Raw genomic sequence first — 25,789 nt, forward strand, 5'->3', positions numbered from 1 at the left:
CAAGACAATGACCAAGACCTTATATCTAATGAGACATGGCGAAACACTATTCAACCAACAGAAAAAAATCCAAGGCTGGTGCGATTCACCACTAACAGAAAAAGGAATCAAACAAGCCCAAATTGCTGGGAATTATTTTAAGAATGATGCTATTACTTTTGATAGCGCATACGCGTCTACTTCTGAACGTGCTAGTGATACTTTAGAGCAAGTAACAGATATGCCCTATAAAAGACTCAAAGGGTTAAAAGAATGGAATTTTGGACGCTTTGAATCAGAAAGTGAGTCACTGAATCCACCATTACCATATGGAGATTTTTTCGCGGGATATGGCGGAGAAGAAGAATTTCAATTTAGAGAAAGAGTATCTGAAACCTTGATGGACATCATGAAAGAAGCGGGTGAAACAGTTTTAGCTGTATCTCACGGTGCAGCCTGTCGTCAGTTTATGCGAAACTGGGCCCATACCAGTGAAGTTGATCAAAAAGAGCGATTAGGAAACTGTTGCATTTTGAAATTTGAATTTGGGCATGATACATTTACATTAATAGAAATCATCAATCATGATTTTTCAAGTTTAGAATAAGGGAGTGAAACAAGTGAACAGTAAAGAAGCAGCTGAAATGTTTGACCTAACGACAGATACGGTTCGTTACTATGAAAGAGTGGGTGTCATTCCACCAATCAAACGGGATAAAAATGGCTACCGTGTATATACTACGAGAGATCTTAATTGGATCTATTTGGCAAAAAGTTTACGTCAGGCTGGAGTGTCGATCGAATCACTGATTGAATTTGCTACCCTTTCTCAACTTGGCGGAAATGTTGAGGATGCCCAAAAACAAATTCTGCATGATCAACTACAAGAAATCACTGATAAGTTAGAAAAAATGACTAAAACACGAGATTTACTCCAGTACAAAATCGATACCTATGACGAGCATATCGCCAAGTTTAAATCAGGAGAAGTAACCTCAGATAATGTGGAAGAACTTTGGAAGGTAAACGTCAAAAAGTAAGAACAAATTGCTTGCTATGAAGTGGACTTCATCGTTTATCGTATTCTTGTCATGAAATAAGAAGGAGGAAATAAATATGCAAACCGTCACATTGAATAATGGAGTAGAAATCCCAATTTTAGGTTTTGGGACTTATCAAATCACTGATCCAAAAGAAGCAGAACAAGCTGTTGTAGATGCAATCAAAGCAGGATACCGTCATATCGATACAGCCCAATCTTATATGAACGAAGAAGCAGTTGGTCGTGGGATTGCAGCTTCGGGCGTTTCCCGTGAAGAATTGTTTATTACCACTAAAATTTGGGTCGAAAATGTTTCGTATGAAGGCGTCAAAACCTCTTTTCAACGCTCGCTGGATCGTTTAGGTCTTGAATATGTGGATTTACTTCTATTGCATCAACCTTACAATGATGTTTATGGTGCTTGGCGTGCAATGGAAGAACTACAAGCAGCTGGAAAAATACGTGCAATCGGTGTGTCAAACTTTGCTGTGGATCGAGCAGTTGATTTAGCTGAGTTTAATAAAGTTGTTCCCCAAGTTAATCAAATCGAGATCAATCCGTTTAATCAACAAACAAAAAATATCGAAGCCTTGAAAGCTGAAGGAATCATACCAGAAGCTTGGGCGCCCTTTGCTGAAGGGAAAAATGGCATTTTCACAAATGAAATTTTAACTGAGATTGGCAATAAATACCACAAATCAGTTGCTCAAATCATTGTCCGTTGGCTGATCGAACAAGAGGTCGTTGTTCTTGCTAAGTCAGTTAAACCTGAACGCATGGCTGAAAATTTAGCTGTTTTTGATTTCGAGTTATCGGATGAAGACAAAGCAGCAATTGCAACGTTGAATGAAGGTGAAAGCCAATTTTTCTCTCACGCAGATCCAGCAATGATCAAATGGATGGCTAGCAGAAAAATGAATGTTTAATTGAAGACAGATAAATACGGTCAAAAACTTCGTAGAGTCTACAAGTTTTTGACCGTATTTTTTTAGTTTCAAAAGAGAATACGCAACTAAAATTTTGCTATAATGTTTAAGTGCTGTTTCCTGAAACCCTTGATAAATCAACATGATACGAATTGTATCAGATAAAAATCTAGAAATGATACGAAAAGTGGCTACCATTTACCATATGTTATCAAGATAATAAAAAAGAAAGAGGTGATACCATGAACATTGGCGACAAAATCAAAGAACAACGCTTAAAAAAAGAACTGACTCAAGAACAATTAAGTGACTTATTAAATGTTTCTCGTTCTACGGTTTCCAGTTGGGAAGTCGGTAGAAATTATCCGGATCTAGAAACGATTGTAGCAATCAGCGACCTGTTCGGTATCTCTCTTGATAACTTATTACGGGAGGACACGGAAATGACAAAAGATTTATCGAAAAAAATGAGATGGAACAAGTATTATAAGCGGATATTATTAGTTATTGGCGTATTAACCTTGATCTATGTAGGATTTAATACAAAACTGAGAATGGATGAAAAGCATTATTTAAAGAATCTTGCTGTGCATTCATGGGAGCAAGATGACTATCGGTACTCAGGGAGCTATGCTTTAGAAGAGGATGGTGTTTTGTATACAACCTATATTATAGAAACAGAATTCAATCCTATCCCCTTAAAAGAACACAATCCATGGGTAATCGCTCGAAAAGACAAGTTAGTGGTTGAAGTCAAAGAGAATAACAAACGCTATGTAGTGATTTCAAAAGCGAATGATCCAAAAGTGAAATATGATGCAACAGTTGAAGTAGCTGAGACTGGAAACTTAATAAAAAGCGATCCGAGTTGGTCAGATGAAAAAGAACAATCGTTAAAAGTTTACTTGAAAAAATACCAAAAAGAATATGTAGAATTGCTGAAAGAGACGGTAAATAAAAGAAAAGAAATCGTTGATTAATTAATAACTAAAAGCGATCCACAACCTTTACTAAAAAAAGGTTGTGGATCGCTTTGCTATTTTAACATCTTATTTTTTGCTATTCCGATACAAAATATCTTCTGAATCACCATTAGACCAGATTTTTCCAGAAGTCGCATCGAAATCTTCATTGTCTAATTGAATACAGCGGATCCGTTGATTATTGTATGTTTTATAATAGTAATTCAGTGAGCTATTCACCATAACAGAAGTGTATTGTGTATAATCATAGGCTTGCGTTGTTTTTACGTCACCTTTAGGAATATCAACATTAGCAAGGACATGAAACATTGAAGTCACGCCATCTAATTCTGTTTGAACATCTTGTAAGCAAGCTTTTAAGAAAGTAGCTCTGACAAACCTTGATGGCGGAGTAAAGTCACCAGGAAGACCAAAAGCACCAGCGCCTTCACCAAAAGGTTTCATGACCATATCTTTTAAATGTACTTCAGTTTTTTGTTCAGGTTGAAGGCCAATGTAATTTCTGAGATTTGTAGTGTGCCACTTATAATCCGGGCTATTTGTCATGACACCGATCGTATTTTCGTGAATGTGTAATGTTTGTTCTGTGTATTCAATGACAATACTTTTTCCTGTTTTATCGGTCACGACCCAATGAAGAGGCAAGACGATTCCTAAGAAATCCAAGGCTGTGTTTTCAACTTGAGCATTTTCCATTATTCGAGTTACTTCTGTAAGAGTTGAACAGTTAGAGAGTAGAAATGGGACAACATCGTGCGGTGCTAAGGAGTATTTTTTATCGCCGTCTTGACTGTTATAATCAGCATAGCCTGAAAAATAAAGAGCAGCACAGGAAAGTCCTTTTTCGTTCAAACCATCAGCGAAAACAAAGTGTTCCTTATCTACTTGACGCGCCATTCCCACAAAGGCATATTCGTTTTTACGATCATAATTTTCATCATTAGCGAATACAAATTTTTTTCTTGGAATAAACGTTGGTTCAGCATCTAAAACAACCGCAAAATCCATTGTTCTAGCTAATAAAACATGTTGATCTTTCGTTGTCATCGTCACACTTGTGCACATCGATTATCGCTCCCTCTTTTATATGAAATAAATAGTATATCTAAAAAATAAGATTATAGAATAATATAAGCTAAAGTGAACTTTATAAAAGTTTAACGTAGTTTAAAATTATAATCAAATAAATACTATAGGAGTTTTTATAAGAAAAATTCTAAATAAGTTTATTAATACAGAGTTTTAATGTTTAATGCTATGATGAGTTTATAGTTTATCCGTTAGCGAAAAGAGGAGGAGTTACGATGGGGGAACAGCAATCAGTGAAAAGTGTTCGTTTGCGAGCGATGGTTCATTTTAGTAGTTTGATCTATCTTGCAGTATTGTTATTTTTAGTAGTTAATCAACAAGGATTTATTGAAAGGATCGTTCGAAAAAATTTCAGGATCACATTTAATAACGTATTAACTTTTTTTTCATCTAAAGATTGGCAAGCAAGCCTTGTCGATAATGTTCGGCAGATGATCAATCAGTTAGCGCTATTAGCTATTATTCAAAGTGTGATTATAGTGATAGGATTAGTGCTGATCGGGTATTTTTTATGGCGGTTGAGAAAGAACGATCGTTGGCATTTGAGCGAAAAATTACTTGTTATTGGGTATGTATTTTTAATAATCAGCCTTTTGACGATTTTAACAAAAATGGCGATTGAAACGTATCAAACGTATTCGATTATCGATCAAAGAATCAATAGTCTGAGCTTAAATGAACTAAACACATTTCAAGAAAAGCTTTCTGATATTTTCCTTCAAAGCACTTTTAAGCTAGAGCAGTTGATTCCCAGCATAGCATCATTATTCGAACAACTGAGAGAATTGATCCAAACAACCAAAAATATCGCAGGAATTCCAAATCTGGTACAACAAACTTGGGAACAGTTGCTTGTTTTGAAAAACTGGCTGGTTGGGTTAAGTATTAGCTCAGTTGGAATTATTCTGGTAGGGCATTTAATTGAAGGCATTCGTATCATTAAAAATAGTCAGTGGATAGAAGCGAAATTACAGCGGACGAAAAGAAGTCGACAGATCGAATTGAATGAAAGATTGGTAGAAGTGATTGAACAGCAACAACAGCTGATCGAGCTTTTGTCAGAGGATAAAAGTAAAACATAATCAGTATAACAAACGAGTAAAAACAGTTTATTTCCAAGTTTTTACTCGTTTTTATTATGTGAGTTATAGAAGCTAAGCTTTTTTGATGGGAACATCAAAATTTTCTCTGCGCGCATCTTCTTTGAAAATCACATCTGTCACATCTCTAGCAGTGATTCTCATTTCTTTGGTCAATTCAAAACCACCAGATAAATCTTCACGTTTCTCTTCCTTTTTTTCATCAGTGATCAAAGGGGGGATTATCTAACGGAAAGTAACCAACAAAAATATCCTTTCTTGAAAAAGAAAAAGCAATCGAAGCACAGTTTAATCCAAAATTTACATGTCTCTTGAATCAGGTCAATACGAATGCTACTTGTTTTTCTTTAGAAGAATTTGTTTCTCTGAAAAAGAAATATTCGAAAAATCTTTAACGTATATTAAAACAGTTTGAGAAAAAGGGATACTGGGAAATACCAATCGAAACATTCACTTTTTTATTAGGAATTCCCAGAAATTATCAAGTAGGGCAAATTGACCAAAAGATCTTAAAGCCAGCACTTGAAGAAGTAAGTGTATATTTTGATCATTTGTCGGTTTTTATGCAAAATCAGCCGTCAAGAATTGAAATCATCATAATTTAATCTAAAGTGTATATGTTTTGACACAGATTCATTTATTGTTTAACATCAAAAAAGTTGCTTTTTATAAAAGCGCCGATAGTAAAATTAAGCTAGACAACTAAATAAGTCATTTGTGCTACACTCAAAATAGTTCCGACCAAAGAATTATAAGGAGTGAAGACAAATGACCTATACTCATCTTACATCAAATGAACTCGTGATGATAGAAGCTTATTTCAATATGAGCCAACCTGTTACGATGGTTTCTAAGACTTTAAATCGTTCTAGACAGACAATCTACAATGTTTACAACTTCCTAAAACAAGGAAAATCTATCTGTGACTATTACCAACAATATAAAGAAAATAAAACGCGTTGTGGTCGACAACCCATTAGTTTGCCTACAGAACAGCATGATTACCTTCAAACTATGGTGGCTCAAGGGTGGACACCTGATGTGATTATTGGTCGAGCTGAGTTTCCTATTTCATGCTCTGTTAGAACACTTTATCGTCAGTTTAAAGCAAATCAATTTGATTGCTCAAAACTACCAATGAAAGGGAAACGAAAGCCCAACGGGCATAAAGAACGTCGCGGAAAGCAAGCATTTAAACGCAATATTTCAGAACGATCCACTGACTACCCTGATTTCCAACAGGAATTTGGGCATTTAGAAGGGGACACAATTGTTGGCGTTTATCATAAAAGTGCCATCATCACTCTAGTTGAACGCCTTTCAAAAGTGATTATTACATTAAAACCAAATGGTCGGAAAGCATTGGATATTGAAAAAGCGACAACTGATTGGCTACAAAAGATTCCCAGAAATTTGTTCAAATCCGTGACCTTTGATTGTGGAAAAGAATTTTCAAATTGGAAAAACATGAGTAATGTCAATGATATTTCTATCTATTTTGCAGACCCTGGAACCCCCTCACAACGCGGATTAAATGAGCATTCGAATGGGTTATTACGTAAAGATGGGCTGCCTAAAACAATGGATTTTAATCAAGTTGACCAAGCTTTTGTTGCGGCTGTCGCCTCTAAAAGAAATCACATACCAAGGAAATCTTTAAATTATCGAACACCATTAGAAGTATTTTTGAGTTACATAAATGAAAGACAATTGTCTAGCTTAATTTGACAAATCAAATTTATAAAAAATTAGCATTAGAGGAGAATAAAAAATGCGAGCTTGGAAATGGCTTTTTAAAGTTATTGGATTTGCTGTGGCTAGTTTCTGTTTGGTATTCGCGATAGATCCACAAACAGTTCAGCATAATGTACTAACACAAGAGGTGTTGTCAGTATGTTTTTTTCTGTTTGTTATAATGTTTACTTGGCGTTGGGTAGGAAGGTTTGTAAAAGGTTTTTTCAAAGCTCTTCTGGCAATCTTTTTTTTAACAAACAAATAATAAGATAATTAGGAGTCGCTATTTTTCGTAGTGGCTTTTTTTTGTGGTAAAGCTATTAAAAAGCATACATTCTCCAATGAAACTGTCGCATGTTGATCTACGATCCTAAATAATCTCAACGTGATGGATAAGTTACTTGTTTGTTTCCTAAAAGAATAGAGGTGTAGAATGGAACAAAGAGAAATTGTCCATCGATATTATATTATGGGGACTAACACCTTGGATAAGACACTTCAAGCATTGTCTCACTTATCAATGGATGGACTAGTAAAAATAAAAGATAGTCGTTTCCCTATGAATGGCGAAACAAATTTGTATAAGCTTATGAGCCGAAGTGATCCTTTAACTTCGGCTTTTTTAAATGAAAAAGTCAATTTAACCAAATTGAAAGAATACCTGGGAGAACAGGGCCTTCCCTTTGCCTTCAGGGAGACACCTGAAGGCACCAATTAAGAGATAAAGAGTTAGCAAAAAAAGCCTTAGAGCGTGTGATAACAGATATTAAGAAAGACCCAAAAAAGATCTTGAAGAAACCAGGAACCATGACATTTGAAGAAAAAATCGCTTATGCTAAATCTCAAACGGCTTATAAAGGTTCTATTCAGCCAACCAATCAAAAATCGAAAGGTCGTGGTCTATAGTGCAGACATACAAAAAGGAACTAAAACCTTATTTAATCCTTGCTTGTGTCCTATTTGTACTAGGCTTTTCAGTAGGAAACTTTTTTTACTTGTTACCAGGATATGATTATTCGTCCAAACTAAACTATTTATTTACAAGAGAACTCCTACCATACGTAGAGAGTTCTTTTTTTTCATTCTTTATTACACCTAGCTTTTTAGCCTTTGGCACTGGATTTCTTGGATTCTTCAGTGGTTTACTGATGTATGTTTACGACAATGATCGTGGAATTTATCGAAATGGCGAAGAACACGGTTCTGCTAGATTTGCGACTAAAGAAGAAATCAAAAAATTTGCAGACGAACTTCCTCAAAATAACTTGATCTATACAAGAAGTGCTAGAATGGGGCTTTTCAATCGGAGGCTTGCTTATGAATATCAGAAAAATAAAAATGGAGTAGTCATAGGTGGTCCTGGAACAGGAAAAACTTTCACTTTTGTAAAGCCAAATTTGATGCAAATGAACGCCTCGTATATTGTTACAGATCCTAAAAAATTGCTTGTTCATGAGACAGGTGGAATGTTCAATAGGAACGGTTATAAAATCAGAATATTTGATTTGGCAACACTTGCCAATAGTGATAGTTTCAATGTTTTTCAATATATACACACAGAATTAGATATTGATCGTGTATTAGAAGCAATTACGGAAGGAACAAAGAAAAACGATCAACAAGGTGGAGATGATTTTTGGAGACAAGCGGAAGCATTATTGATCAGAGCATTTATTGCTTATTTGTGGTTTGACGGGAAAGATAATGACTATCTTCCACACTTAGGAATGATCGCAGATATGCTTCGTTTTACTGAACGCAAAGATCCAAAAGTACCAAGTCCCGTTGAAGAATGGTTTGAGGAACAAAATGAACGACACCCAAATAATTATGCTTATAAACAATGGTCTTTATTTAATGATCTGTACAAATCAGAAACACGTATGAGTGTTTTAGCTATAGCAGCTGGTCGTTACTCAATCTTTGATCATGAGCAAGTGGTTGATATGGTTCGTACGGACACAATGGATATTGAGTCATGGAATGAAGAAAAAACGGTAGTATTTATCGCCATTCCTGAAACGTCTGACACATATAACTTCTTATCTGCTATTTTCTTGGCCACTGCAATGGAAGTCTTAAGAAATAAAGCAGATGAAGTATTGACGGGTGTACGTATTTTAAAGGGATTGAAACGATTGTTGCATGTTCGATTTATTATTGATGAATTTGCGAATATTGGACGTATTCCAAATATAGACAAGGCATTAGCAACGTTTAGAAGTAGAGAAATGTCAATTGTTATCATTTTACAAGCATTGGATCAACTAAAAACAATGTACAAATATGGTTGGGCAACGTTGGTCAATAGCTGTGATAGTTTTCTCTTTTTAGGAGGAGATGAAAAAGAGACTACAGAATATCTTTCTAAACGAGCAGGTAAGCAAACAATTTCTATTAGAAAACATAGTATTTCTAAGGGAAGACAAGGAGGGGGCTCTGAAAACCGTGATACCATTGGCCGTGACTTGTTAACGCCTGATGAAATTGGTCGATTAAAAGGATCAGATGCGCTACTTTATATCTCTGGGCAATATGTTTTTAAAGACAAAAAGTACACAGTAAGCGATCATGAGAAAGCTTCAGAACTTGCCAATGATCCTGGAGACGAAAACTGGTACACATACAAACGTTATCGTAACGAGGAAGAAGAATTGCTGGATAAAGTCAGAAAAGAAGATATCGTGGATCACGGAACGATTATGGACGATGCTGCATAAAATAAAAAATGGGACGGTCAAATGTGATCGCTCTTTTTTGCTTAGAGAGGGGGAATGAATGTGGCACAAACGCATGAAGAACGTAAAAAAGCATTAGAAGCAGCTGAAGAAAAAAATATCGTAGAAGTTGCTCAAAGCTTAGGGATGGATTTAGTTCGGAATGGTCGTAATTATACCTGGTCTGAACACGATAGTTTTGTTTTTAACACTCGAAAGAATCTTTTTTATTGGAATTCTCGCCAAAGAGGTGGCGGCGCTATTCAACTAGTTCAAATCGTAAAGGACTGTAGCTATAAAGAAGCAGTCAATTACTTGAATAATATTGAAATTGGGACATTCGACGAAGTCAAACAAGCAAAAAGGCGACCATTTCATTATCACTTAAAAGAACATAGCAAAATGGATGCGACAATTGATTATTTAGTTAAAGAACGCAAACTTTCCAGAGAAACAGTTGATTTTTTTGTCGAAAAAGGTCTAATAGCACAAGCTACCTATAAGGATAAGGAATCGGGAAAAACGGAACCTGTCGTTGTATTCAAGCACTTTGACTTCGATGGAAAGGTAAAGGGAATTGCTTTACAAGGAATGTGGGAAAATCATGAATTACATGGTGACAGAGGCTATTTAAAAAGAACTTGGGGTGATGGCTATTATGGGTTAACCGTTCGAATTGGTAATCCCCCAACAGAAGCCACCGCTACAAAAGAAAATCCACTGACGATCATTGTATTTGAAGCGCCAATAGATCTCATGAGTTATTACGAACTAAACAAAGAAACGATAGGGGATGCGGTACTGCTTTGTATGAATGGCTTACGGAAAGAGACCGTTTCAAAGTATATTGCTAATTTTTTAGGCTCCGCTGTTTCTGAAGAAGAAAAAATCAATGTATTAACGAAGCTGCAACAGTCAACATTAAATACGGATAAAATCAAATTTGTTTTCGCTGTAGATAATGATCAAGCAGGGAAACGGTTTGTTAAAGGCTTTGGACGAGGATTTGGTGTAATGAAAAAGGAGTTGCCACCACTATTACCAGGGAAAAAGAAGTCGGATTGGAATGATCATGTGAAGGATCAAAAAAACAAACCACTTATCACTAAAGGGGAGCAAAAAAATATGGAAAAAAGACAAGCACAATCAGTAGAGCCAACTTTAGAAGAGCAAAATGTAAAGCAAGAAAAAAACGTGCCTCAACCAAAGACGTTTACTGTCACAAATGATTATCTAGCAGAGCTAAAAGAAGCTCTAGAAGAAACGGTAAACACGATGGAGAGCACCAATGACCCAACACATTACCTCACAGAAGAAGACGTAAAAAAGATCATGGACGAACATTTTGCAAAAGTAGAACAATTAATCGAACACTTTCAGACCTCTCATGACTTATTAAAAGAACCAACAAAAGAAGAAGCCACACAGCTAAAAGAAGGATTAATCCAGACAGTAGAGTCGGCTAATTCAGAGGTGAAACGGTCATTAGCTGAAGCTTTAGCAGAAACAAAACAGGTGACTGTATCGAATGTGAAAGAAAAAGCCAATCAGTTACGAATCTATGTAAAGAACGCTTTTAACAAGCCAATACTAGCACTTAACAATAAAATCAGAACCTTTGTGGAGTCCATTGATCGACGTTTTGCTTTGGAAACTGGAGAGAAAAAAGAAGCGATTATTTCTGAAGAAGTAACGACAATTTCAGAAGATAAAAAGGAAGAAGTGTTATTAAATCAGGATTCTGCATTAATCAAAGACGTTCAAGAGTACATTACCCTCAATGAAACAAATGAAGCGCTCTTGTCGCAGATCCAACAAGAAATACAAGTGAATCCATTAGCGAAAATCGATTTGCTTCAGAAAGAACTAGAAGAAAATCAAAAAGCTATTGCGGCAGTAGAAAGCCGTATTGAAACGACTACACCTAAAATGAATGAAGCCGCAACGAAAGAAGTGAAAGGTGAAACCTTGAATGAGCTGTCAGCTCTTGTGAAGGAAAAAGAGCGCTTGGAACAAGAACGAACACAACTCGTTCAACAACCAGAATTTTTACGTCAAGAAGGTTCACTCGATACATTCAAGCAAGTAGATCAACAGCTAACCACTGTGAATGAACAACTCACTGCTATTGAAAAAGGAACGCTTAAAGAAACTGAACAAACTGAAGTAAAAGAGCCTACGTTAAATCCATTCGTTGCTACTTCCGCTGTAGCAGCGAAGCAAGTCGTTGAACATAAAAAAGTTAAAAATGAATCACTAAATACTGCACTCTCTACTCAAAACACGGCCGCAATCAATACACAATTAAAGTCTAATATGGCTGAATATTATGATCCGAACAATGTAAAATCGTATCTTGATTCGGCTAGTAAATTCCATAATTACTCCCCTAAAAATGTTCAATTGATCATGGAACAAGATCCAGGTGCTACACAAATAGCTAGCGAGAAAAAATGGGAGAAGTTAGGCTATGAACTACGAGAAGATGCAAAACCAATCCAAATTTACCAACCTAAATTTGTGCCAATTCAAGATGAAGAAGGACGGGTTAAATATAGAGAAAATAATCAACCAGAAACAACAGTTGAGTTTCAATTGAAGCCTGTTTATGATGTCAGCCAAACAACAGCTGGTCAATTAAAAGCACCAATCACTTATGACTTGTCAAACAAAGATCAGTTTATGGCAGTCTATCAAAGTGTGACAAACTTATCAGATGCCACTATTACGTTTCAACCACTAGGAAATCTAAACGGTCACTATGATGCAGCAAATCATACCGTCATTATCAATGAAGGATTAGGAAAAGAAGCAACCATTCAGACCCTTCTCAATGAAGTGATTCCACTACACAATATGGAAAATGAGATTCTAAAAAATGCTGCTTCACTGAATACCTTTGAACAAGAAGCAACCACCTACATGGTGGCCAATCATATTGGATTAGATACAAGTTCCTTTACATTTTCTTCTCTTTCTAAATTGAAAGAGCAAGGATATACCGTTGAAGATTTTACGAAGTCACTGACAGACAGTGCAAAAAATGCGACCGAAATTATCAGTACAATGGATAAAAATTATACCAAATCCAAAGAAGTAAGTAGTACAAAAAATAAATTTGAAGAACGAAAAATACAAGCTGAAGTAAAGAACAAAGTGGTCGCTGAACAGTATCAAAAACAAGAACAATCGGTAGAACAAGCACATTCATTAAGAAGATAATGCAAGAGAACACAACACTAGAAGGGAGATTCTTCATGTTAGAAAAATCATTTGTGCAAGAGAACAAATCACCTAAACTCTCTCTTTCAGAAATTATAAAGAAGAAAGATTACAAAGCATTGTCTGAACACTTGGAAGAGGGAATCAAGGACTATTTAGACAGTGATACCTTTCAAAACTATTTAGATTTTGTTTCTAAGTTTCATAAGTATTCTCAAAAAAATGTCCGATTGATTTTGGCTCAGAAACCAACGGCAAGCTACATTGCAGGTTTTCAAGCTTGGAAAAAGAAGGAACGGAATGTCAAAAAAGGAAGTAAGGCAATTTATGTTTATGCGCCTTACTTTAAAGATAAAGTAGATAAAGAAGGTAATAAAGTAACCGATGAAAATGGGGAGATTGTCAAAGAAACACGGTACTTCTTAACCCCTGTTTTTGATGTTAGTCAAACAGAGGGGAAAGAAATTCCTAAACCTGTTTACAATCTATCAGAGGATATGGACGACTCAAAAACATTTATGCAAACGTACAAGGCATTGGTGGAACTGTCACCAGTGCCTGTTTCTATTCAACCTATTCCAATTGAAGCCAACGGCTACTATGATCCTACAAAAAAAGAAATCGTTGTCCGTCAAGGATTAGGGGAGATCATGACCCTAAAAGTGTTACTTCATGAACTGACCCATGCAACGCTTCATACTGATTCGCAAGCATTCTTTGGTGACCAGACATATCGCCGTCAAGAATTTGAAGCGGAATCTGTCGCCTATATTGTATCGAATCACCTTGGATTAGATACAAGTGATTACTCATTTGGTTATCTGTCTTCCTGGACAGATCAGGGAAATAAATTAGAAGAATTGACCACTTCATTAGAAACCATTACAACACAGGCAAAAGGATTGATTGAACGTGCAGATAAATTATTGAACAGAGTATATACACTGGATGCACCCACAAATAAATTTGAAGAACGTCTTGCACGAGCAAGAGGACAAGAGCTTCCTGAACCACGAACCCCTGTGAAAGAATATGAGGTAGCTGACCCAAAAGTACAGCGTCCCACGAAGACTCTGTGAGTCAACGGTTCGGGACGAAGCCAAAAGAATTAACGAAAGGAGCGCCAACAAATGGACAATCTAACCGATGAAAGCAAGTTTATTATTGTACAATTTTTCTTGGATGATCCGACAAGTGAAGTCCCACGTATTCACTCAAAGAAGAAAGAGAAACGGCAAGGAACAGTATTGAAAGAGTTGGACACACTGATCCATGATTTAGAAGAAATTGAAACAGATATTGATTTAGAACCATACAAAGAAGCCGCAAAAACTCTTCGTAAGTTACGTGGGAAAGAGAAATACACAACTTTTGTGGATGAATTGTTGCAGCCTTATAGTTCATAATCATTCAAATAGACTAAAAATAGGTCAATAAAAGTCAAAGATAGAAACGGGGATTGGGGGAGACCCCAAAAATTTAAGAGCCACCTACCTGCTTTTTAGGTAGGTGGCTCTTAAAATATCGCAACATGGTACCATGTTGCTCCGCTTGCAAGAAGAAAGTCTATCCCTGGTATTTGGGCGATGTCAACTAAGGCAACTCAAACAAACTATTTAAGGAAGGTGTATGAACGGTGGAAAATAAAAATAAGTTGCGACGACCGATACAACGGAAAATTCGGTTCTCAAAGGAAGAAAATAGATTAATAAAGAAGAAAATTGACGAGAGTTTCTTTCCTAACTTTCAAAACTTTGCGTTACACATGTTAATTCAAGGAGAGGTTCGTCATATCGATTATTCAGAGCTGCAACAATTGACGACAGAGGTTCATAGAATAGGAATTAATATTAATCAAGTGACCCGACTGGCCAATCAGTTCAACGAAATTTCGAGTACCGATATTCAACAATTAAAAAATGAATTAGCAGATTTAACGGAGACCGTTCAGACCAACCTCGCAACGTTAATCAAACTAAAGGAGCGAGCCTAAATGGTGTACACAAAACATTTTGTGATCCATACATTTGATAAATTGAATAAGGCATGTGGCTACATTGAAAATGCAGAAAAAACAATTGTCACGAATGAAGACACTCAAGATCACCTCGCTCATTTATTTCAATATATCGCAAACGATGAGAAAACAAATATGAAACAATTGGTCTCAGGGCATGGCATTATCGATCCAACAAATGCTTATGAAGAATTCAAATTCACAAAATTGAGAACGGCTTTTCAACAAAAAAAAGGCTATACACTTGATCTAAAAGCAAACAAACTTGTCCCACCGTCACTAACAGAATTGGAACGAAAAAATGCGGTACTGGCTCACCACTTGATCCAATCGTTTTCACCAGACGATAACTTGTCTCCTGAAAAAATACATGAGGTAGGGTATAACACTGTCATGGAATTAACGGGTGGTGAATATGAATTTGTGATTGCGACTCATGTGGACAAGGAACATATTCATAATCATATTCTGTTCAACTCAACGAATTTAAAAACAGGAAAAGCCTTTCGATGGCAGAAAGGAACCAAACGAGTTTATGAACAAATATCCGATAAGATTGCAGCAAAAGAAGGCGCAAAAATTATAGAAAAATCACCAAGACAAACTCATACAAAATATACAAAGTGGCAAACAGAATCATTATTTAAACAGAAAATAAAATCAAGAATCGATTTTTTAGTTGCGCATAGTTCGTCGATTGACGATTTTATCCAGAAAGCAAATGCATTAGATCTCTCAGTTGATTTCTCAAAAAAATGGGCAACTTATAAATTATTGGATGAACCGCAATTAAGGAACACGAGAGGCCGAAGCCTATCGAAAAATAATCCTGATCAATATAACTATGAAGCAATCGGTGAACGATTGAAAGAAAACAAAATGACATTTAGCGTTGAGGATGTGATTGCTCGTTATGAAGAAATCGTGACTAAAGACGAGAACGATTTTGATTATCAATTAACAATAGAGCCTTGGCAGATCTCTCATAAAACGGAACGAGGATACTATTTAAATGTTGATTATGGATTTGGGAATCATGGGAAATTGTTTATAGGTGGATACAAAGTCGATCCATTAGAGAATGGAGATTTTAATATTTATGTAAAACGCAATGACTATTTTTATTTTATGAATGATAAGTCGTCGAGTGAAAGTAAATATCTGACTGGCACTTCTTTGATCAGACAATTACGTTTATATAACGGCACAACGCCATTAAAGAAAGAACCTGTGATGCGGACAATCGATCAGCTCGTCGATGCGATTAATTTTTTAGCAGAGCATGATGTTGAGGGATCAAGACAACTTGAAACCCTTGAACAGAAATTAAAAGAGGCATTCTTTGAAGCCGAAGAAACATTAGATCATTTGGATGAGAAAATTATCGAGTTAAACAATTTATGCAAGCTGTTACTTGAAAAAGAGCTGCAAGGAGATACGGAAGAAATACAAAAGCAACTTCATGAAGTGTTAACGGATGCGACACTTTCGGAATTCACTTTTGAAGATGTTCAAGGGGAAATAGAATCCATAACATTAAGCCAATCACTACTGGAGAGTAAGCTAGAAAATACTCGAAATGAGATAGACAAGCTCCATGAAATTCAAGCAATTCAATCTCAAAAGGAAGAACAAGAAAAAAATCTGAAACCGAAAATCTAATGAGAATGTGAGGAAAGAAAATGAAAAATCAATTTACAATCAGGAAGCTGTCCATACTAGCAGCTTTCTTTTTTATGTTGAGTGGTTGTGGTAGACAGGTAGATTCTATCGAACGCATAAGCAACAGTTCATTGGATTCAACAGAAGTTTCTCAACAAGAAAGTTCTTATTCAAGAAATTTCCCTGTAGAGTATGACGGTATGAATCAAGAAGTTGTCCTTAATGGTAATCGGCCAACATTTACTGACTCTGATTTAGATTTGTCAAAAGGTGTGTGGCAATCTTTTTCAGATTTGGATCAGTTTAATCGTGTAGGGATTGCAAATGCACTGATAGGAAAAGAATTATTTCCAACTGAAGCAAGGGAGCCGTTAACTGTTAAGCCTACAGGCTGGAGACAAAAGATACTTTCAGACGGTCAATGGCTCTACAATAGATGCCACCTGATTGGCTTTCAGCTTACCGGAGAAAACGACAATATGAAAAATCTTATGACAGGCACAAGGCAGTTTAATACGCCGCACATGTTGAATTATGAAAATCAGATTATGGACTATATCCGTTTATCAGGAAATCATGTTCGGTACAGAGTAACGCCGCATTTTATCGATGATGAGCTTGTCGCTAGAGGTGTTCAGTTAGAAGCAGCAAGTGTTGAAGCGGATGATTTTGCTTATAATGTCTATGTTTTTAACGTCCAGGATGGCTACTCTATTGATTATAAAACAGGTAAGGCAACAAAAGTTTAAATTTCTTTTTCTGTATATTTCTCTCTTGCTTTTATGTACAACTTATTGTACTGTTATGAGAGAGAGGAATGATTAATTATGGAAGCAACAACTTATAGCAATTTTCGAAAAAACCTTAAAGACTATATGGAACAAGTGAACGATAACTCTGATTCCTTGATCGTTACCTCAAAAGACGACAAGAACGTTGTTGTGATGGCAAAGTCTGATTACGATAACCTCATGGAAAATATGTACTTAATGTCTAATGAAGCGAATAGAGAACATATAAATGAATCTATGGAACAGTTGGAAGATGGACATTACACTACTCTTTCTTTAGAGGATATTTAAGATGGAATTAAGATGGTCTGATGATGCCTTGAACGATTTGAATTATTGGAAAAAGAATGATGCTGCTAAGGTCAAAAAAATCAAAACCTTGTTGGAGAATATAATAGAGACACCATATAAAGGGTTGGGGAAACCTGAACCTTTGAAATTCGACTGGAGTGGCTATTGGTCAAGACGAATAAACAGTGAGCATAGATTGATCTACAAATATACAGATGAATATATTGAAATAGTATCATGTCGATTTCACTATACGAAATAAATGAAAGCATAAGAGTTTAACTTTAATGGCGAGGTATTATAAACAAAGATAAGTGTTTAATAATTCTTTGTATAGGATATATGTTATAATTATTAAAAAATTAGGGAGTGATTGCAATTGCTAAACTATCAAGAGATTTTTAAGAAAACAGCAACAACTAGAGAATATGTATGGATTCCTTTTACGAGCGGTGACGTTATTAATCTATTCGACTTTGATTTTGCCAACACTCAGCATTTTAATAGAAATAGAACAATGGTTCATAGAATAGATAGTGAAGGAAATTGGCTTGTACTGAGCGAATCTAATCTTCATGATTTTATCAGAAAAACAATAGTTACTGAGTATCAATTATTTACTGTAAATGAAAATGATAAATCAAGTAAAAAAGTAATTCAGGCCAATCAAGTTGAACTAAGTAAATTAAGAGATTGCTTGTAAAAAAATAAATAAATTGTTGAATCGCAATAAGAGTACTTATTGTGATTTTTTGTGTAAATTATTGGTATAGACAAAAATTATCTTCAACAGCTGCTACATGATCACTTTCTTTGAGTTAATAATAAGTGTAAAAAACTTTTAATCAGTTACTGTAAGCTGTATTAAATGAAAAATTATGATATAATGATTAAAATAAATTAGAAAAAGTTAATTTTAATGGAGGTGTTTGAATGAATGTTCTTAATAAAATCTCAGATTATTTTGATGAAAAACGTAGATCTAAGCACAAAAGGATAAGAGAGAGAAATGATAAAATGCGAGCTCTCGGTAAAAATCCTACTAAAAAGGGTTGGGGATCAATGGTTAATACCGGTTCAGGCGGTATTAACAAGAACCCAATTGATCGTGTATACGATATTGCACAGCAACAAAAAAATATTGCTGAAGAAAAAGAATTACAAGAAAGACGCTCCGGAGAAGTAAAAAGAAAATAGGCTAGATTGTTATAGAAAAAATGTTAAAGTTCACAGCAAAAGGAATTGCTCCGTATAACCAAAACTAGTTTTTGGGTTATACGGAGCAATTTAAAATTTTATTAACTCCTATTATATGTCTTCGATCGCACGACTAGGGATTGGGTAATTACCACCACTTAAATAAAGAGTTCCTGCATAAACGCGCCAATTACCAGGGGCATATCCATTAGATTGTAAAGTAAGGTAACCTCTGTAAACTTTTCTAACTGCTGTATTTTCTACAGAAACATAATTGTGTGTGGTGGAATTCCACTGAAAGATCGATAGGTTGAATAATACCACGTGCTCGGAGCTGCTCTCGTAGCCAAATATCCAGTTTCAGTATAATCTGGTAAAAGACTTGGTTGTAGAGTATTCTGATCAGCAGAATATTCCTCAGCTTGAGCTGTATCTGCAGAAAAGAAAGTTAAAACTGGAACGAGTAAGCATAGTGCAATAAAGTTTGAAACTAATGTTTTTTTCATTTGAAAAACACCTTTCTAATTTAAATCTAATTATATACTAATCTGAAAGTCTTGTAAACGTTTTTTGATAACTATTTAGAACGATTGTGTCTAAATAGTTGTCAAATGATTACAAAAAAGTCAATTAATAGTTGAAAATAAAATTTTATTTAAATAGAGGCTGGTAGCTTTTCAAATATATTTATAAACGTAAAAAAATTTGTAGACTATAAAGATAACAGGATTATTTTCCGACTTTAAAAGTTGGAAAAGTATGACGATAAAAATCATGTTACTTTTTTTATTAAAAATGGTCAATAAGGTATAGGCAATTGACCATTTTGTGAACTCTGCTCTGTCAAGATTTTCCAGTGTTCAATAGAGTTGCTCAAAAAAGGAGTTAGAAAGCTTATAGCTTATCTAATTCTTTTTTTACTACGTCAATACTAAACGTATATTCAGGTGTCATACTACGATATGGCGTTTTAGCAAGGAATTCCATTACAGACGTCTGTAGTCGTGAATTCAGGTCAATGTCTTCAGGATAAACTTTTAACATTTGAATCATGTTGTTGTTAATGCCGCTGATCGAACGATTATAGGAATAAGAAATTTCCATTCTGCCAGCTCTAAGAAAATATTTTTTTAGTTGATAAGGTTTGTCTGTACTATAACCAAAAACATGTTCAATGCCTTCTTTTATGTAAACAGAAAGCTGTTGTTTGTTTTTAGCGTTAATATCAGCTAAAACGATTGGAGAAAAGGACAGATCATTTACCAAAACTAAAACTTTTTTTCTGTCTAAAGTAAAATAATTTGCATGCCAAGAGAAAAAAGATCGTTCAGTTGAGCTGGATGTAGTAGTAGAAACTGGAAATTCACTAAAAAGTGGTAATGATTTTTTCGTAGGGACAATGATCATAAGTAAACTCCTTTGACGTTAATCATGAGTACAGTATAACATACACAGAGAAAATGATTTAAAGTACAAGGCGTACTTCTAACAAAAACATTCGTTTTTGGTTATACTTCACTTATTAATTAAAAGAGCTACTTCAACTGAATAAATTAGAAGTAGCTCATCATTAGAAGATATAGGTAAAGTTATTCTCCACTCTATCTGCACCATAATAATCTTGTTCAGCCTTTCCTATAGCTATTATCTCGTCCTTTATAACAGCAGTATCAAGTGAATATTCAGTAATAATGTCTTGATACAGATCAAAAATATAGTATTCCGAGAATTTTTGATAAGGCAGTCCTAAGCAAGCGATGTAGAATTTCTCTTTTGACCATTTGTAAATGTCTTCTCCAAGGTATTTAGTCATATTTGAAAAAACAGTTCCGTTGATATTAGTTCTGATATTACAAATGTAGATGCTTAATAAATACTCGCTGAATCGATTGCTATTTACATAGTTATTTTTATTGTAGTATTCCTGCATACTATTAAAAATAATGTTTGTATATAGAATTTCAAATACCTTTCTTGAAAGTATCTTATTGTAACCTGATTCAAGAGAAACACTCCGTAACAACTGCATTTCTAGAGTCGAATAGCCACGAATAATCTGTGGAATATTACTATACCTTTTTAGCGTGTTTCTGATGCCTATATCCTTGAGTGATTTCCAAAAAGTCTTCATTTTAGATGAAAGTAATTCGAATGAAACAGAATGCCCGTTTTTGGTTCTGGAAAGATAAGTTTTATCTTCCATACATACCAAAATCTGAAAGTATTCTTTGTATGGATCTAAATCACTTTCATTGATAGGTGGGATAAACACGTCATTGAGTAAGGAATGGAAACTCTTTACTTTAAACTTTTCTTGTGACATTTTAAATATTGCTATGAAAAAAAAGATTATCGATAACCCTTGAACTAAAGAATTACTGAGAGTAAAAGGAAAGAAGTTTATTTTTAAAATATAAGTTTGAAATCTGGCGCTAGCAAAGACAAAGGAAATTAACAAAAGTATGAACTGATACTGAAAGACCATTAAAAACAAGAAATCTAGAACCTTGTATCTTAGCTTTGTAATAAATTTAATTTTTTCCGAATCCTCAGTTAAAAATTCAAGATAGAGAAATGAAACAATAAATAAAAACAATAGACTTTCTTTGATACTTATAATTTTTAGTATGACTAAACCAAATGTCATTAAATAAAACAATATCATTTTTTGAGTTTCAGACATTCTGGAATAATTCATTATTGTTATACAGGCAAAAAGAAAAAGAAAGAATATGTTATCACCAAACAATCCATTCATTAAATACAACCTCCTATACAGTCTTTGTATATTATATCACCCAATTTATTTGATTTGTTAAAATTAGTAAAAATTGAAAGTTTTCTGGGAGAGAAATGAAAGTGAATAGATGCTAAACTTCGATCTAACACTATCAAAACTCAAAAGTTTCGATCGAATAAAATTGTGTAACAATAGTAAGGATATCGGGTTGTCAAAAATTACTATCATAAGTACCGAAGTGGGAAAATTTTTTACATGACGTTATTGTATTTTTATGATATAATGACAGAGCGAAACGAAAGTAATTTAAACATTTTATACATCAAAAAACCACCCTATTGCGAGTAGGGTGGTTTTCTTTTCGCTGTTGCGACTCAGCGTTTGAACTAGTGGCAACTGCTTGATTATCTTCTAATCACCTAGCCAATGATCAACTAATGATAATATTAGTCCCACTAAAAGTGGTGCGATAACCAACGAAAGTAATTTCTCAAACATTTTATACACCCCCTTACGGGGCAGTTGCCAAATAAAATTATATCATATGTTCGAAGGATAAAATTAGTTATTTAGATAATACCTAATATAATGGACATGAAATATAAATATTCGAGAGTAAAAATTCAAAGAGTAACATGAAAAAATTCATGGTGTTTTTCTTTACACCAAAAACATTCGTTTTGGGGACAGAATATTTCTAGTTTTATTAAACGCCGATAGTAAAATTAAGCTAGACAACTAAATAAGTCATTTGTGCTACACTCAAAATAGTTCCGACCAAAGAATTATAAGGAGTGAAGACAAATGACCTATACTCATCTTACATCAAATGAACTCGTGATGATAGAAGCTTATTTCAATATGAGCCAACCTGTTACGATGGTTTCTAAGACTTTAAATCGTTCTAGACAGACAATCTACAATGTTTACAACTTCCTAAAACAAGGAAAATCTATCTGTGACTATTACCAACAATATAAAGAAAATAAAACGCGTTGTGGTCGACAACCCATTAGTTTGCCTACAGAACAGCATGATTACCTTCAAACTATGGTGGCTCAAGGGTGGACACCTGATGTGATTATTGGTCGAGCTGAGTTTCCTATTTCATGCTCTGTTAGAACACTTTATCGTCAGTTTAAAGCAAATCAATTTGATTGCTCAAAACTACCAATGAAAGGGAAACGAAAGCCCAACGGGCATAAAGAACGTCGCGGAAAGCAAGCATTTAAACGCAATATTTCAGAACGATCCACTGACTACCCTGATTTCCAACAGGAATTTGGGCATTTAGAAGGGGACACAATTGTTGGCGTTTATCATAAAAGTGCCATCATCACTCTAGTTGAACGCCTTTCAAAAGTGATTATTACATTAAAACCAAATGGTCGGAAAGCATTGGATATTGAAAAAGCGACAACTGATTGGCTACAAAAGATTCCCAGAAATTTGTTCAAATCCGTGACCTTTGATTGTGGAAAAGAATTTTCAAATTGGAAAAACATGAGTAATGTCAATGATATTTCTATCTATTTTGCAGACCCTGGAACCCCCTCACAACGCGGATTAAATGAGCATTCGAATGGGTTATTACGTAAAGATGGGCTGCCTAAAACAATGGATTTTAATCAAGTTGACCAAGCTTTTGTTGCGGCTGTCGCCTCTAAAAGAAATCACATACCAAGGAAATCTTTAAATTATCGAACACCATTAGAAGTATTTTTGAGTTACATAAATGAAAGACAATTGTCTAGCTTAATTTGACAAATCAAAAAACCATGAACACAATTGCGTTTACACACATTTGTGTTCATGATATAATTTAAGTATACTAATGAAGAAAGAGGTGTCTAAATATGGCAACTATTACTGTTCGTGTTTCCGATGAGGAAAAGGAATTTTTGGATGAAATGGCCAAATTTGAAGGCAAAAGTTTATCAGATTTGTTAAGAACGTCTACTTTAGAAAGTTTAGAAGATAGCTATGATGCACATATTGGAGATATTGCTTATGAAGAATACTTAAAAACTGGAGAAAGTAATCTTTTAGCAAATCTTTTGAAAAAGTATGAGGTAGATTAATTGCCAAACTATAGAGTAGAAACCACACCAAAATTTGATAGACAATTAGCAAAGCTAGATAAGTTTACTGCAAGAATGATACTGAAATGGTTATCTAAAAACATAGATAATACTGATAATCCAAAAAAATCTGGAAAACCACTTGTTGGAAATCACAACGGAAAGTGGCGATACAGAATTGGTGACTATCGAGTGATTTGTAAAATAGAAGAAAATGAATTAGTTGTTCTTGCGTTAGAAGTAGGTCATAGAAGAAAGATATACTAGTTTTCAGATTAATAAAAATTATGAGTGAGATTGTCTTGCTCATTTATTTAAAAGATAAACTATCAAAACTTAAAAGTATTGATCGTATAAACTCAAGCAACAACAATCAGGATATTAAGCTATCAAAAGTTACAATCATAATTTGAACGGCATATAGAACTGATATAAGAACGTGTGTCAATTTTTTTCAAAATGTGTGATCACCAAAAACATTCTTTAAAGGAAGGATTAGTCTCTGCAACTGAACTGATTCGAGCGCTACGTAGAGAAAACCATTCAGCAAGTTTAGGTCAAGCCCTTGAAAAAGTGGGGAAAATCTATAAAATAAAGAACTTTCTACGTTATTATTGCGACGAAGACTATGCTAGATCTATTCTCAATCAGCTGAATAAAGGAGAGTCTAGATATAATTTATGCCGGAAAATATATTTTGGTAAAAATGGAAAACTATATCAAGCCTACTACGAAGGGATGGAAGAGCAGTTATCCGCTTTAGGATTAGTCACAAATGCTGTTATCTATTGGAATGCCTTATATCTAGAGAAGGTCTTAGAACAAATTACTGTAGAAGGAATTTCCTATACAAACAAGTATATTAGACGTCTATCTCCATTACTCTTTGAACACATTTAGATATTGAGGAGTATTTTTTCAAAGAAGTCCAAGACAACACTCCTACCGAAGGTAATCTTTCAGATAAAGAACAATCTATTACCTTTATCTATGCCAAGAATCCAACGGAGCCAACAAAAAAATCTAACGGAAAACCAACTGTTACAGGAAAAACTGGTTCTTCAGATCATCGTAAATACTCAAAATTACTACCTAAAACTGGTGAGAATGTCAGCTTAATTGTCACACTTTCTGGTGTTACTACATTACTACTAGCTTTATGTATATGGTTATTTAGACGGAAACAAAGTAATCCATAATACAATCTTTCTTCACATTAATGTAAGTAATACAAAAAAATTTAACTTGTTTGTACCATGGTTATTATGATATAACTTTTTTATTTTTAAAGGAGAGAGGGACTGTTATGTTGAAATATTTTGGACTAAATATAGGTAATGGATTTCAATTGATTATTCCTGAATTAGGTATGGCAACTGAAGTTTATAAGCTTATTGAATCTGATAGAAAACATTTACGAAATTTTTTAGACTTTGTTGACGATTATACAGATGTAAGTAGTCAAATTAGTTATTTAAAACTGAAAATGCAGGGTGCTGCTAATGGAACAGATAAATTATTTTTTATAGCTCAAGAAGATAAGATAATTGGATGCATTAATTTACACAATATTGATATTAAAATCAGTAAAGCTGAAATAGGTTACTGGATTCATTCAAGTTACACTGGTAAAAATATTGTTACTAAAGCGGTTAAGACTTTATGTGACTATTCTTTTAACATTTTAGGTCTGAATAAATTAGTTATATTTGCAGATGTAAATAATAGTGCTAGCAATGCCGTTGCGCTTAAATCTAATTTTAAATTTGTAGGAGTAAAAGTTCAAGATGCTTTTCTACATGATGAATTTAAAGATTTAAACGAGTACTACCTGCTTAAATCTGATTTTATGCAACAAACGCGAACAGGACTTTAAAATTAAAAGATACTTAAAAAATTGTTATGAATTCTAAAATTAATATAAAATGAAAAAAGGGAGTATTCAACAACTTATAAGTTGTTGAATACTCTTTTTTTTATCGATTTAATTGGGTTATGAGGTAGCCAAAAACTGTTGTTTTTGAGATTTATATAAAATAACAAAAATACTTATATCAAACCTCTATGACACAACATTTGAAACTTCAAAAAAATGTTGCTTAAACAACCGTATTAGGCTCCTATAATGTATTATTGCGAACATTTCTGTCCATAATACATTATAGGAGCCTTGCTGAAGAAACTAAGGAAAAGGACAAAACTATTCACTTTGAAGAAT

At 34.4% G+C, this 25,789-nt stretch carries 32 protein-coding genes and 2 pseudogenes; 28 read left to right on the forward strand and 6 right to left on the reverse strand.

Going from position 1 to position 25,789, the window contains the following annotated elements:
* Positions 1-7: 7 nt before the first annotated feature.
* From IGL98_RS01690 to IGL98_RS01705, 4 genes are all read left to right on the forward strand, one after another.
* Positions 8-586 (forward strand): histidine phosphatase family protein, encoded by a 579-nt coding sequence (locus tag IGL98_RS01690; protein WP_206912717.1) that lies wholly within the window; start codon positions 8-10, stop codon positions 584-586.
* Positions 587-599: 13 nt separating this feature from the next.
* Entirely contained in the window at positions 600-1,019 is a 420-nt protein-coding gene (locus IGL98_RS01695) for a MerR family transcriptional regulator (RefSeq protein ID WP_206847245.1), read from the forward strand.
* Positions 1,020-1,095: 76 nt separating this feature from the next.
* On the forward strand, positions 1,096-1,947 hold the full coding sequence (locus IGL98_RS01700; RefSeq protein WP_206847247.1) for an aldo/keto reductase: 852 nt from the start codon (positions 1,096-1,098) through the stop codon (positions 1,945-1,947).
* Positions 1,948-2,189: 242 nt separating this feature from the next.
* Positions 2,190-2,927, forward strand: a complete 738-nt coding sequence (locus IGL98_RS01705) for a helix-turn-helix domain-containing protein (protein ID WP_206912714.1) — start codon at positions 2,190-2,192, stop codon at positions 2,925-2,927.
* A gap of 69 nt (positions 2,928-2,996) precedes the next feature.
* Here the strand turns inward: IGL98_RS01705 and IGL98_RS01710 are convergent, their stop codons facing one another.
* Positions 2,997-3,995 carry a linear amide C-N hydrolase gene (locus IGL98_RS01710; protein WP_206847251.1) on the reverse strand — a complete coding sequence of 333 codons (999 nt, stop codon included), beginning with the start codon at positions 3,993-3,995 and terminating at the stop codon, positions 2,997-2,999.
* A gap of 239 nt (positions 3,996-4,234) precedes the next feature.
* Here IGL98_RS01710 and IGL98_RS01715 point away from each other — a divergent pair, with 239 nt between their 5' ends.
* Positions 4,235-5,101 carry a hypothetical protein gene (locus tag IGL98_RS01715; RefSeq protein ID WP_206847253.1) on the forward strand — a complete coding sequence of 289 codons (867 nt, stop codon included), beginning with the start codon at positions 4,235-4,237 and terminating at the stop codon, positions 5,099-5,101.
* 72 nt (positions 5,102-5,173) lie between these two features.
* Here the strand turns inward: IGL98_RS01715 and IGL98_RS01720 are convergent, their stop codons facing one another.
* Positions 5,174-5,332, reverse strand: coding sequence for a hypothetical protein (locus tag IGL98_RS01720; RefSeq protein WP_242590272.1), 159 nt, complete (start codon positions 5,330-5,332; stop codon positions 5,174-5,176).
* 62 nt (positions 5,333-5,394) lie between these two features.
* On the opposite strand from IGL98_RS01720, the gene IGL98_RS01725 reads away from it, so the two are divergent.
* From IGL98_RS01725 to IGL98_RS01805, 17 genes and pseudogenes are all read left to right on the forward strand, one after another.
* Positions 5,395-5,514, forward strand: coding sequence for a RepB family plasmid replication initiator protein (locus tag IGL98_RS01725; protein WP_340689557.1), 120 nt, complete (start codon positions 5,395-5,397; stop codon positions 5,512-5,514).
* Positions 5,515-5,559: 45 nt separating this feature from the next.
* The gene (locus tag IGL98_RS01730; protein WP_430605055.1) at positions 5,560-5,724 is read left to right on the forward strand and encodes a hypothetical protein; all 165 of its coding nucleotides are present in this window, start codon (positions 5,560-5,562) and stop codon (positions 5,722-5,724) included.
* 163 nt (positions 5,725-5,887) lie between these two features.
* The gene (locus IGL98_RS01735; protein ID WP_206912045.1) at positions 5,888-6,847 is read left to right on the forward strand and encodes an IS30 family transposase; all 960 of its coding nucleotides are present in this window, start codon (positions 5,888-5,890) and stop codon (positions 6,845-6,847) included.
* A gap of 43 nt (positions 6,848-6,890) precedes the next feature.
* Positions 6,891-7,118 (forward strand): hypothetical protein, encoded by a 228-nt coding sequence (locus IGL98_RS01740; RefSeq protein WP_339099622.1) that lies wholly within the window; start codon positions 6,891-6,893, stop codon positions 7,116-7,118.
* Between the two features lie 168 nt (positions 7,119-7,286).
* Positions 7,287-7,571: a hypothetical protein gene (locus IGL98_RS01745; RefSeq protein ID WP_242590268.1), complete on the forward strand. Its 285-nt coding sequence runs from the start codon at positions 7,287-7,289 to the stop codon at positions 7,569-7,571.
* Positions 7,572-7,606: 35 nt separating this feature from the next.
* Positions 7,607-7,759, forward strand: coding sequence for a hypothetical protein (locus IGL98_RS01750; protein WP_242590267.1), 153 nt, complete (start codon positions 7,607-7,609; stop codon positions 7,757-7,759).
* The gene (locus IGL98_RS01755) at positions 7,759-9,573 is read left to right on the forward strand and encodes a VirD4-like conjugal transfer protein, CD1115 family (RefSeq protein WP_206912675.1); all 1,815 of its coding nucleotides are present in this window, start codon (positions 7,759-7,761) and stop codon (positions 9,571-9,573) included. The genes IGL98_RS01750 and IGL98_RS01755 overlap by 1 nt, the downstream gene beginning before the upstream one ends.
* Before the next feature lie 60 nt (positions 9,574-9,633).
* Positions 9,634-12,792, forward strand: coding sequence for a DUF3991 domain-containing protein (locus IGL98_RS01760; protein WP_206912659.1), 3,159 nt, complete (start codon positions 9,634-9,636; stop codon positions 12,790-12,792).
* A 71-nt stretch (positions 12,793-12,863) separates the two neighbouring features.
* Positions 12,864-13,871: pseudogene (locus tag IGL98_RS01765) on the forward strand (ArdC-like ssDNA-binding domain-containing protein); the annotation flags it as partial.
* A 51-nt stretch (positions 13,872-13,922) separates the two neighbouring features.
* The gene (locus IGL98_RS01770; protein WP_206842790.1) at positions 13,923-14,198 is read left to right on the forward strand and encodes an LtrD; all 276 of its coding nucleotides are present in this window, start codon (positions 13,923-13,925) and stop codon (positions 14,196-14,198) included.
* Between the two features lie 230 nt (positions 14,199-14,428).
* On the forward strand, positions 14,429-14,785 hold the full coding sequence (locus tag IGL98_RS01775; RefSeq protein WP_206842789.1) for a plasmid mobilization protein: 357 nt from the start codon (positions 14,429-14,431) through the stop codon (positions 14,783-14,785).
* Positions 14,786-16,471, forward strand: coding sequence for a relaxase/mobilization nuclease domain-containing protein (locus IGL98_RS01780; RefSeq protein ID WP_206842788.1), 1,686 nt, complete (start codon positions 14,786-14,788; stop codon positions 16,469-16,471).
* Positions 16,472-16,545: 74 nt separating this feature from the next.
* Entirely contained in the window at positions 16,546-17,220 is a 675-nt protein-coding gene (locus IGL98_RS01785; protein ID WP_242590264.1) for a DNA/RNA non-specific endonuclease, read from the forward strand.
* A gap of 78 nt (positions 17,221-17,298) precedes the next feature.
* A complete protein-coding gene (locus tag IGL98_RS01790; protein ID WP_206842786.1) occupies positions 17,299-17,553 on the forward strand; it encodes a type II toxin-antitoxin system Phd/YefM family antitoxin in 255 nt (84 codons plus the stop codon).
* Between the two features lies 1 nt (position 17,554).
* On the forward strand, positions 17,555-17,815 hold the full coding sequence (locus IGL98_RS01795) for a Txe/YoeB family addiction module toxin (RefSeq protein ID WP_206842785.1): 261 nt from the start codon (positions 17,555-17,557) through the stop codon (positions 17,813-17,815).
* Positions 17,816-17,932: 117 nt separating this feature from the next.
* Entirely contained in the window at positions 17,933-18,256 is a 324-nt protein-coding gene (locus IGL98_RS01800; RefSeq protein WP_206842784.1) for a hypothetical protein, read from the forward strand.
* A 230-nt stretch (positions 18,257-18,486) separates the two neighbouring features.
* Positions 18,487-18,750, forward strand: coding sequence for a hypothetical protein (locus IGL98_RS01805; RefSeq protein WP_206842783.1), 264 nt, complete (start codon positions 18,487-18,489; stop codon positions 18,748-18,750).
* Positions 18,751-19,010: 260 nt separating this feature from the next.
* On the opposite strand, the gene IGL98_RS01810 is transcribed toward IGL98_RS01805, so the two are convergent.
* From IGL98_RS01810 to IGL98_RS01825, 4 genes are all read right to left on the reverse strand, one after another.
* Positions 19,011-19,256, reverse strand: a complete 246-nt coding sequence (locus IGL98_RS01810; RefSeq protein WP_242590263.1) for a hypothetical protein — start codon at positions 19,254-19,256, stop codon at positions 19,011-19,013.
* Between the two features lie 388 nt (positions 19,257-19,644).
* Complete coding sequence (locus IGL98_RS01815) at positions 19,645-20,157, reverse strand: DUF6933 domain-containing protein (RefSeq protein ID WP_206842782.1); 513 nt, start codon at positions 20,155-20,157, stop codon at positions 19,645-19,647.
* A 163-nt stretch (positions 20,158-20,320) separates the two neighbouring features.
* Positions 20,321-21,508: a hypothetical protein gene (locus IGL98_RS01820; RefSeq protein WP_206842781.1), complete on the reverse strand. Its 1,188-nt coding sequence runs from the start codon at positions 21,506-21,508 to the stop codon at positions 20,321-20,323.
* A 393-nt stretch (positions 21,509-21,901) separates the two neighbouring features.
* Positions 21,902-21,988 carry a type I toxin-antitoxin system Fst family toxin gene (locus IGL98_RS01825; protein WP_206842794.1) on the reverse strand — a complete coding sequence of 29 codons (87 nt, stop codon included), beginning with the start codon at positions 21,986-21,988 and terminating at the stop codon, positions 21,902-21,904.
* A gap of 306 nt (positions 21,989-22,294) precedes the next feature.
* Between IGL98_RS01825 and IGL98_RS01830 the strand changes: the two genes are divergently transcribed.
* The 6 genes and pseudogenes from IGL98_RS01830 to IGL98_RS01855 all read left to right on the forward strand — a co-directional run bounded on the left by IGL98_RS01830 (position 22,295) and on the right by IGL98_RS01855 (position 25,447).
* Positions 22,295-23,254: an IS30 family transposase gene (locus tag IGL98_RS01830; protein ID WP_206912045.1), complete on the forward strand. Its 960-nt coding sequence runs from the start codon at positions 22,295-22,297 to the stop codon at positions 23,252-23,254.
* Positions 23,255-23,346: 92 nt separating this feature from the next.
* Positions 23,347-23,571 carry a type II toxin-antitoxin system RelB family antitoxin gene (relB, locus tag IGL98_RS01835; RefSeq protein WP_206847218.1) on the forward strand — a complete coding sequence of 75 codons (225 nt, stop codon included), beginning with the start codon at positions 23,347-23,349 and terminating at the stop codon, positions 23,569-23,571.
* Positions 23,572-23,838, forward strand: a complete 267-nt coding sequence (locus tag IGL98_RS01840) for a type II toxin-antitoxin system RelE family toxin (RefSeq protein WP_206847216.1) — start codon at positions 23,572-23,574, stop codon at positions 23,836-23,838.
* A 213-nt stretch (positions 23,839-24,051) separates the two neighbouring features.
* A pseudogene (locus IGL98_RS01845) lies at positions 24,052-24,468 on the forward strand (Tn3 family transposase); the annotation flags it as partial.
* An 89-nt stretch (positions 24,469-24,557) separates the two neighbouring features.
* The gene (locus IGL98_RS01850) at positions 24,558-24,770 is read left to right on the forward strand and encodes an LPXTG cell wall anchor domain-containing protein (RefSeq protein ID WP_430605057.1); all 213 of its coding nucleotides are present in this window, start codon (positions 24,558-24,560) and stop codon (positions 24,768-24,770) included.
* A gap of 107 nt (positions 24,771-24,877) precedes the next feature.
* Complete coding sequence (locus IGL98_RS01855) at positions 24,878-25,447, forward strand: GNAT family N-acetyltransferase (protein ID WP_206847213.1); 570 nt, start codon at positions 24,878-24,880, stop codon at positions 25,445-25,447.
* Positions 25,448-25,789: the final 342 nt, after the last annotated feature.

This window comes from Enterococcus sp. DIV0840, from assembly GCF_050527835.1.
GTDB classification, from domain to species: Bacteria; Bacillota; Bacilli; order Lactobacillales; family Enterococcaceae; genus Enterococcus_L; species Enterococcus_L ureasiticus.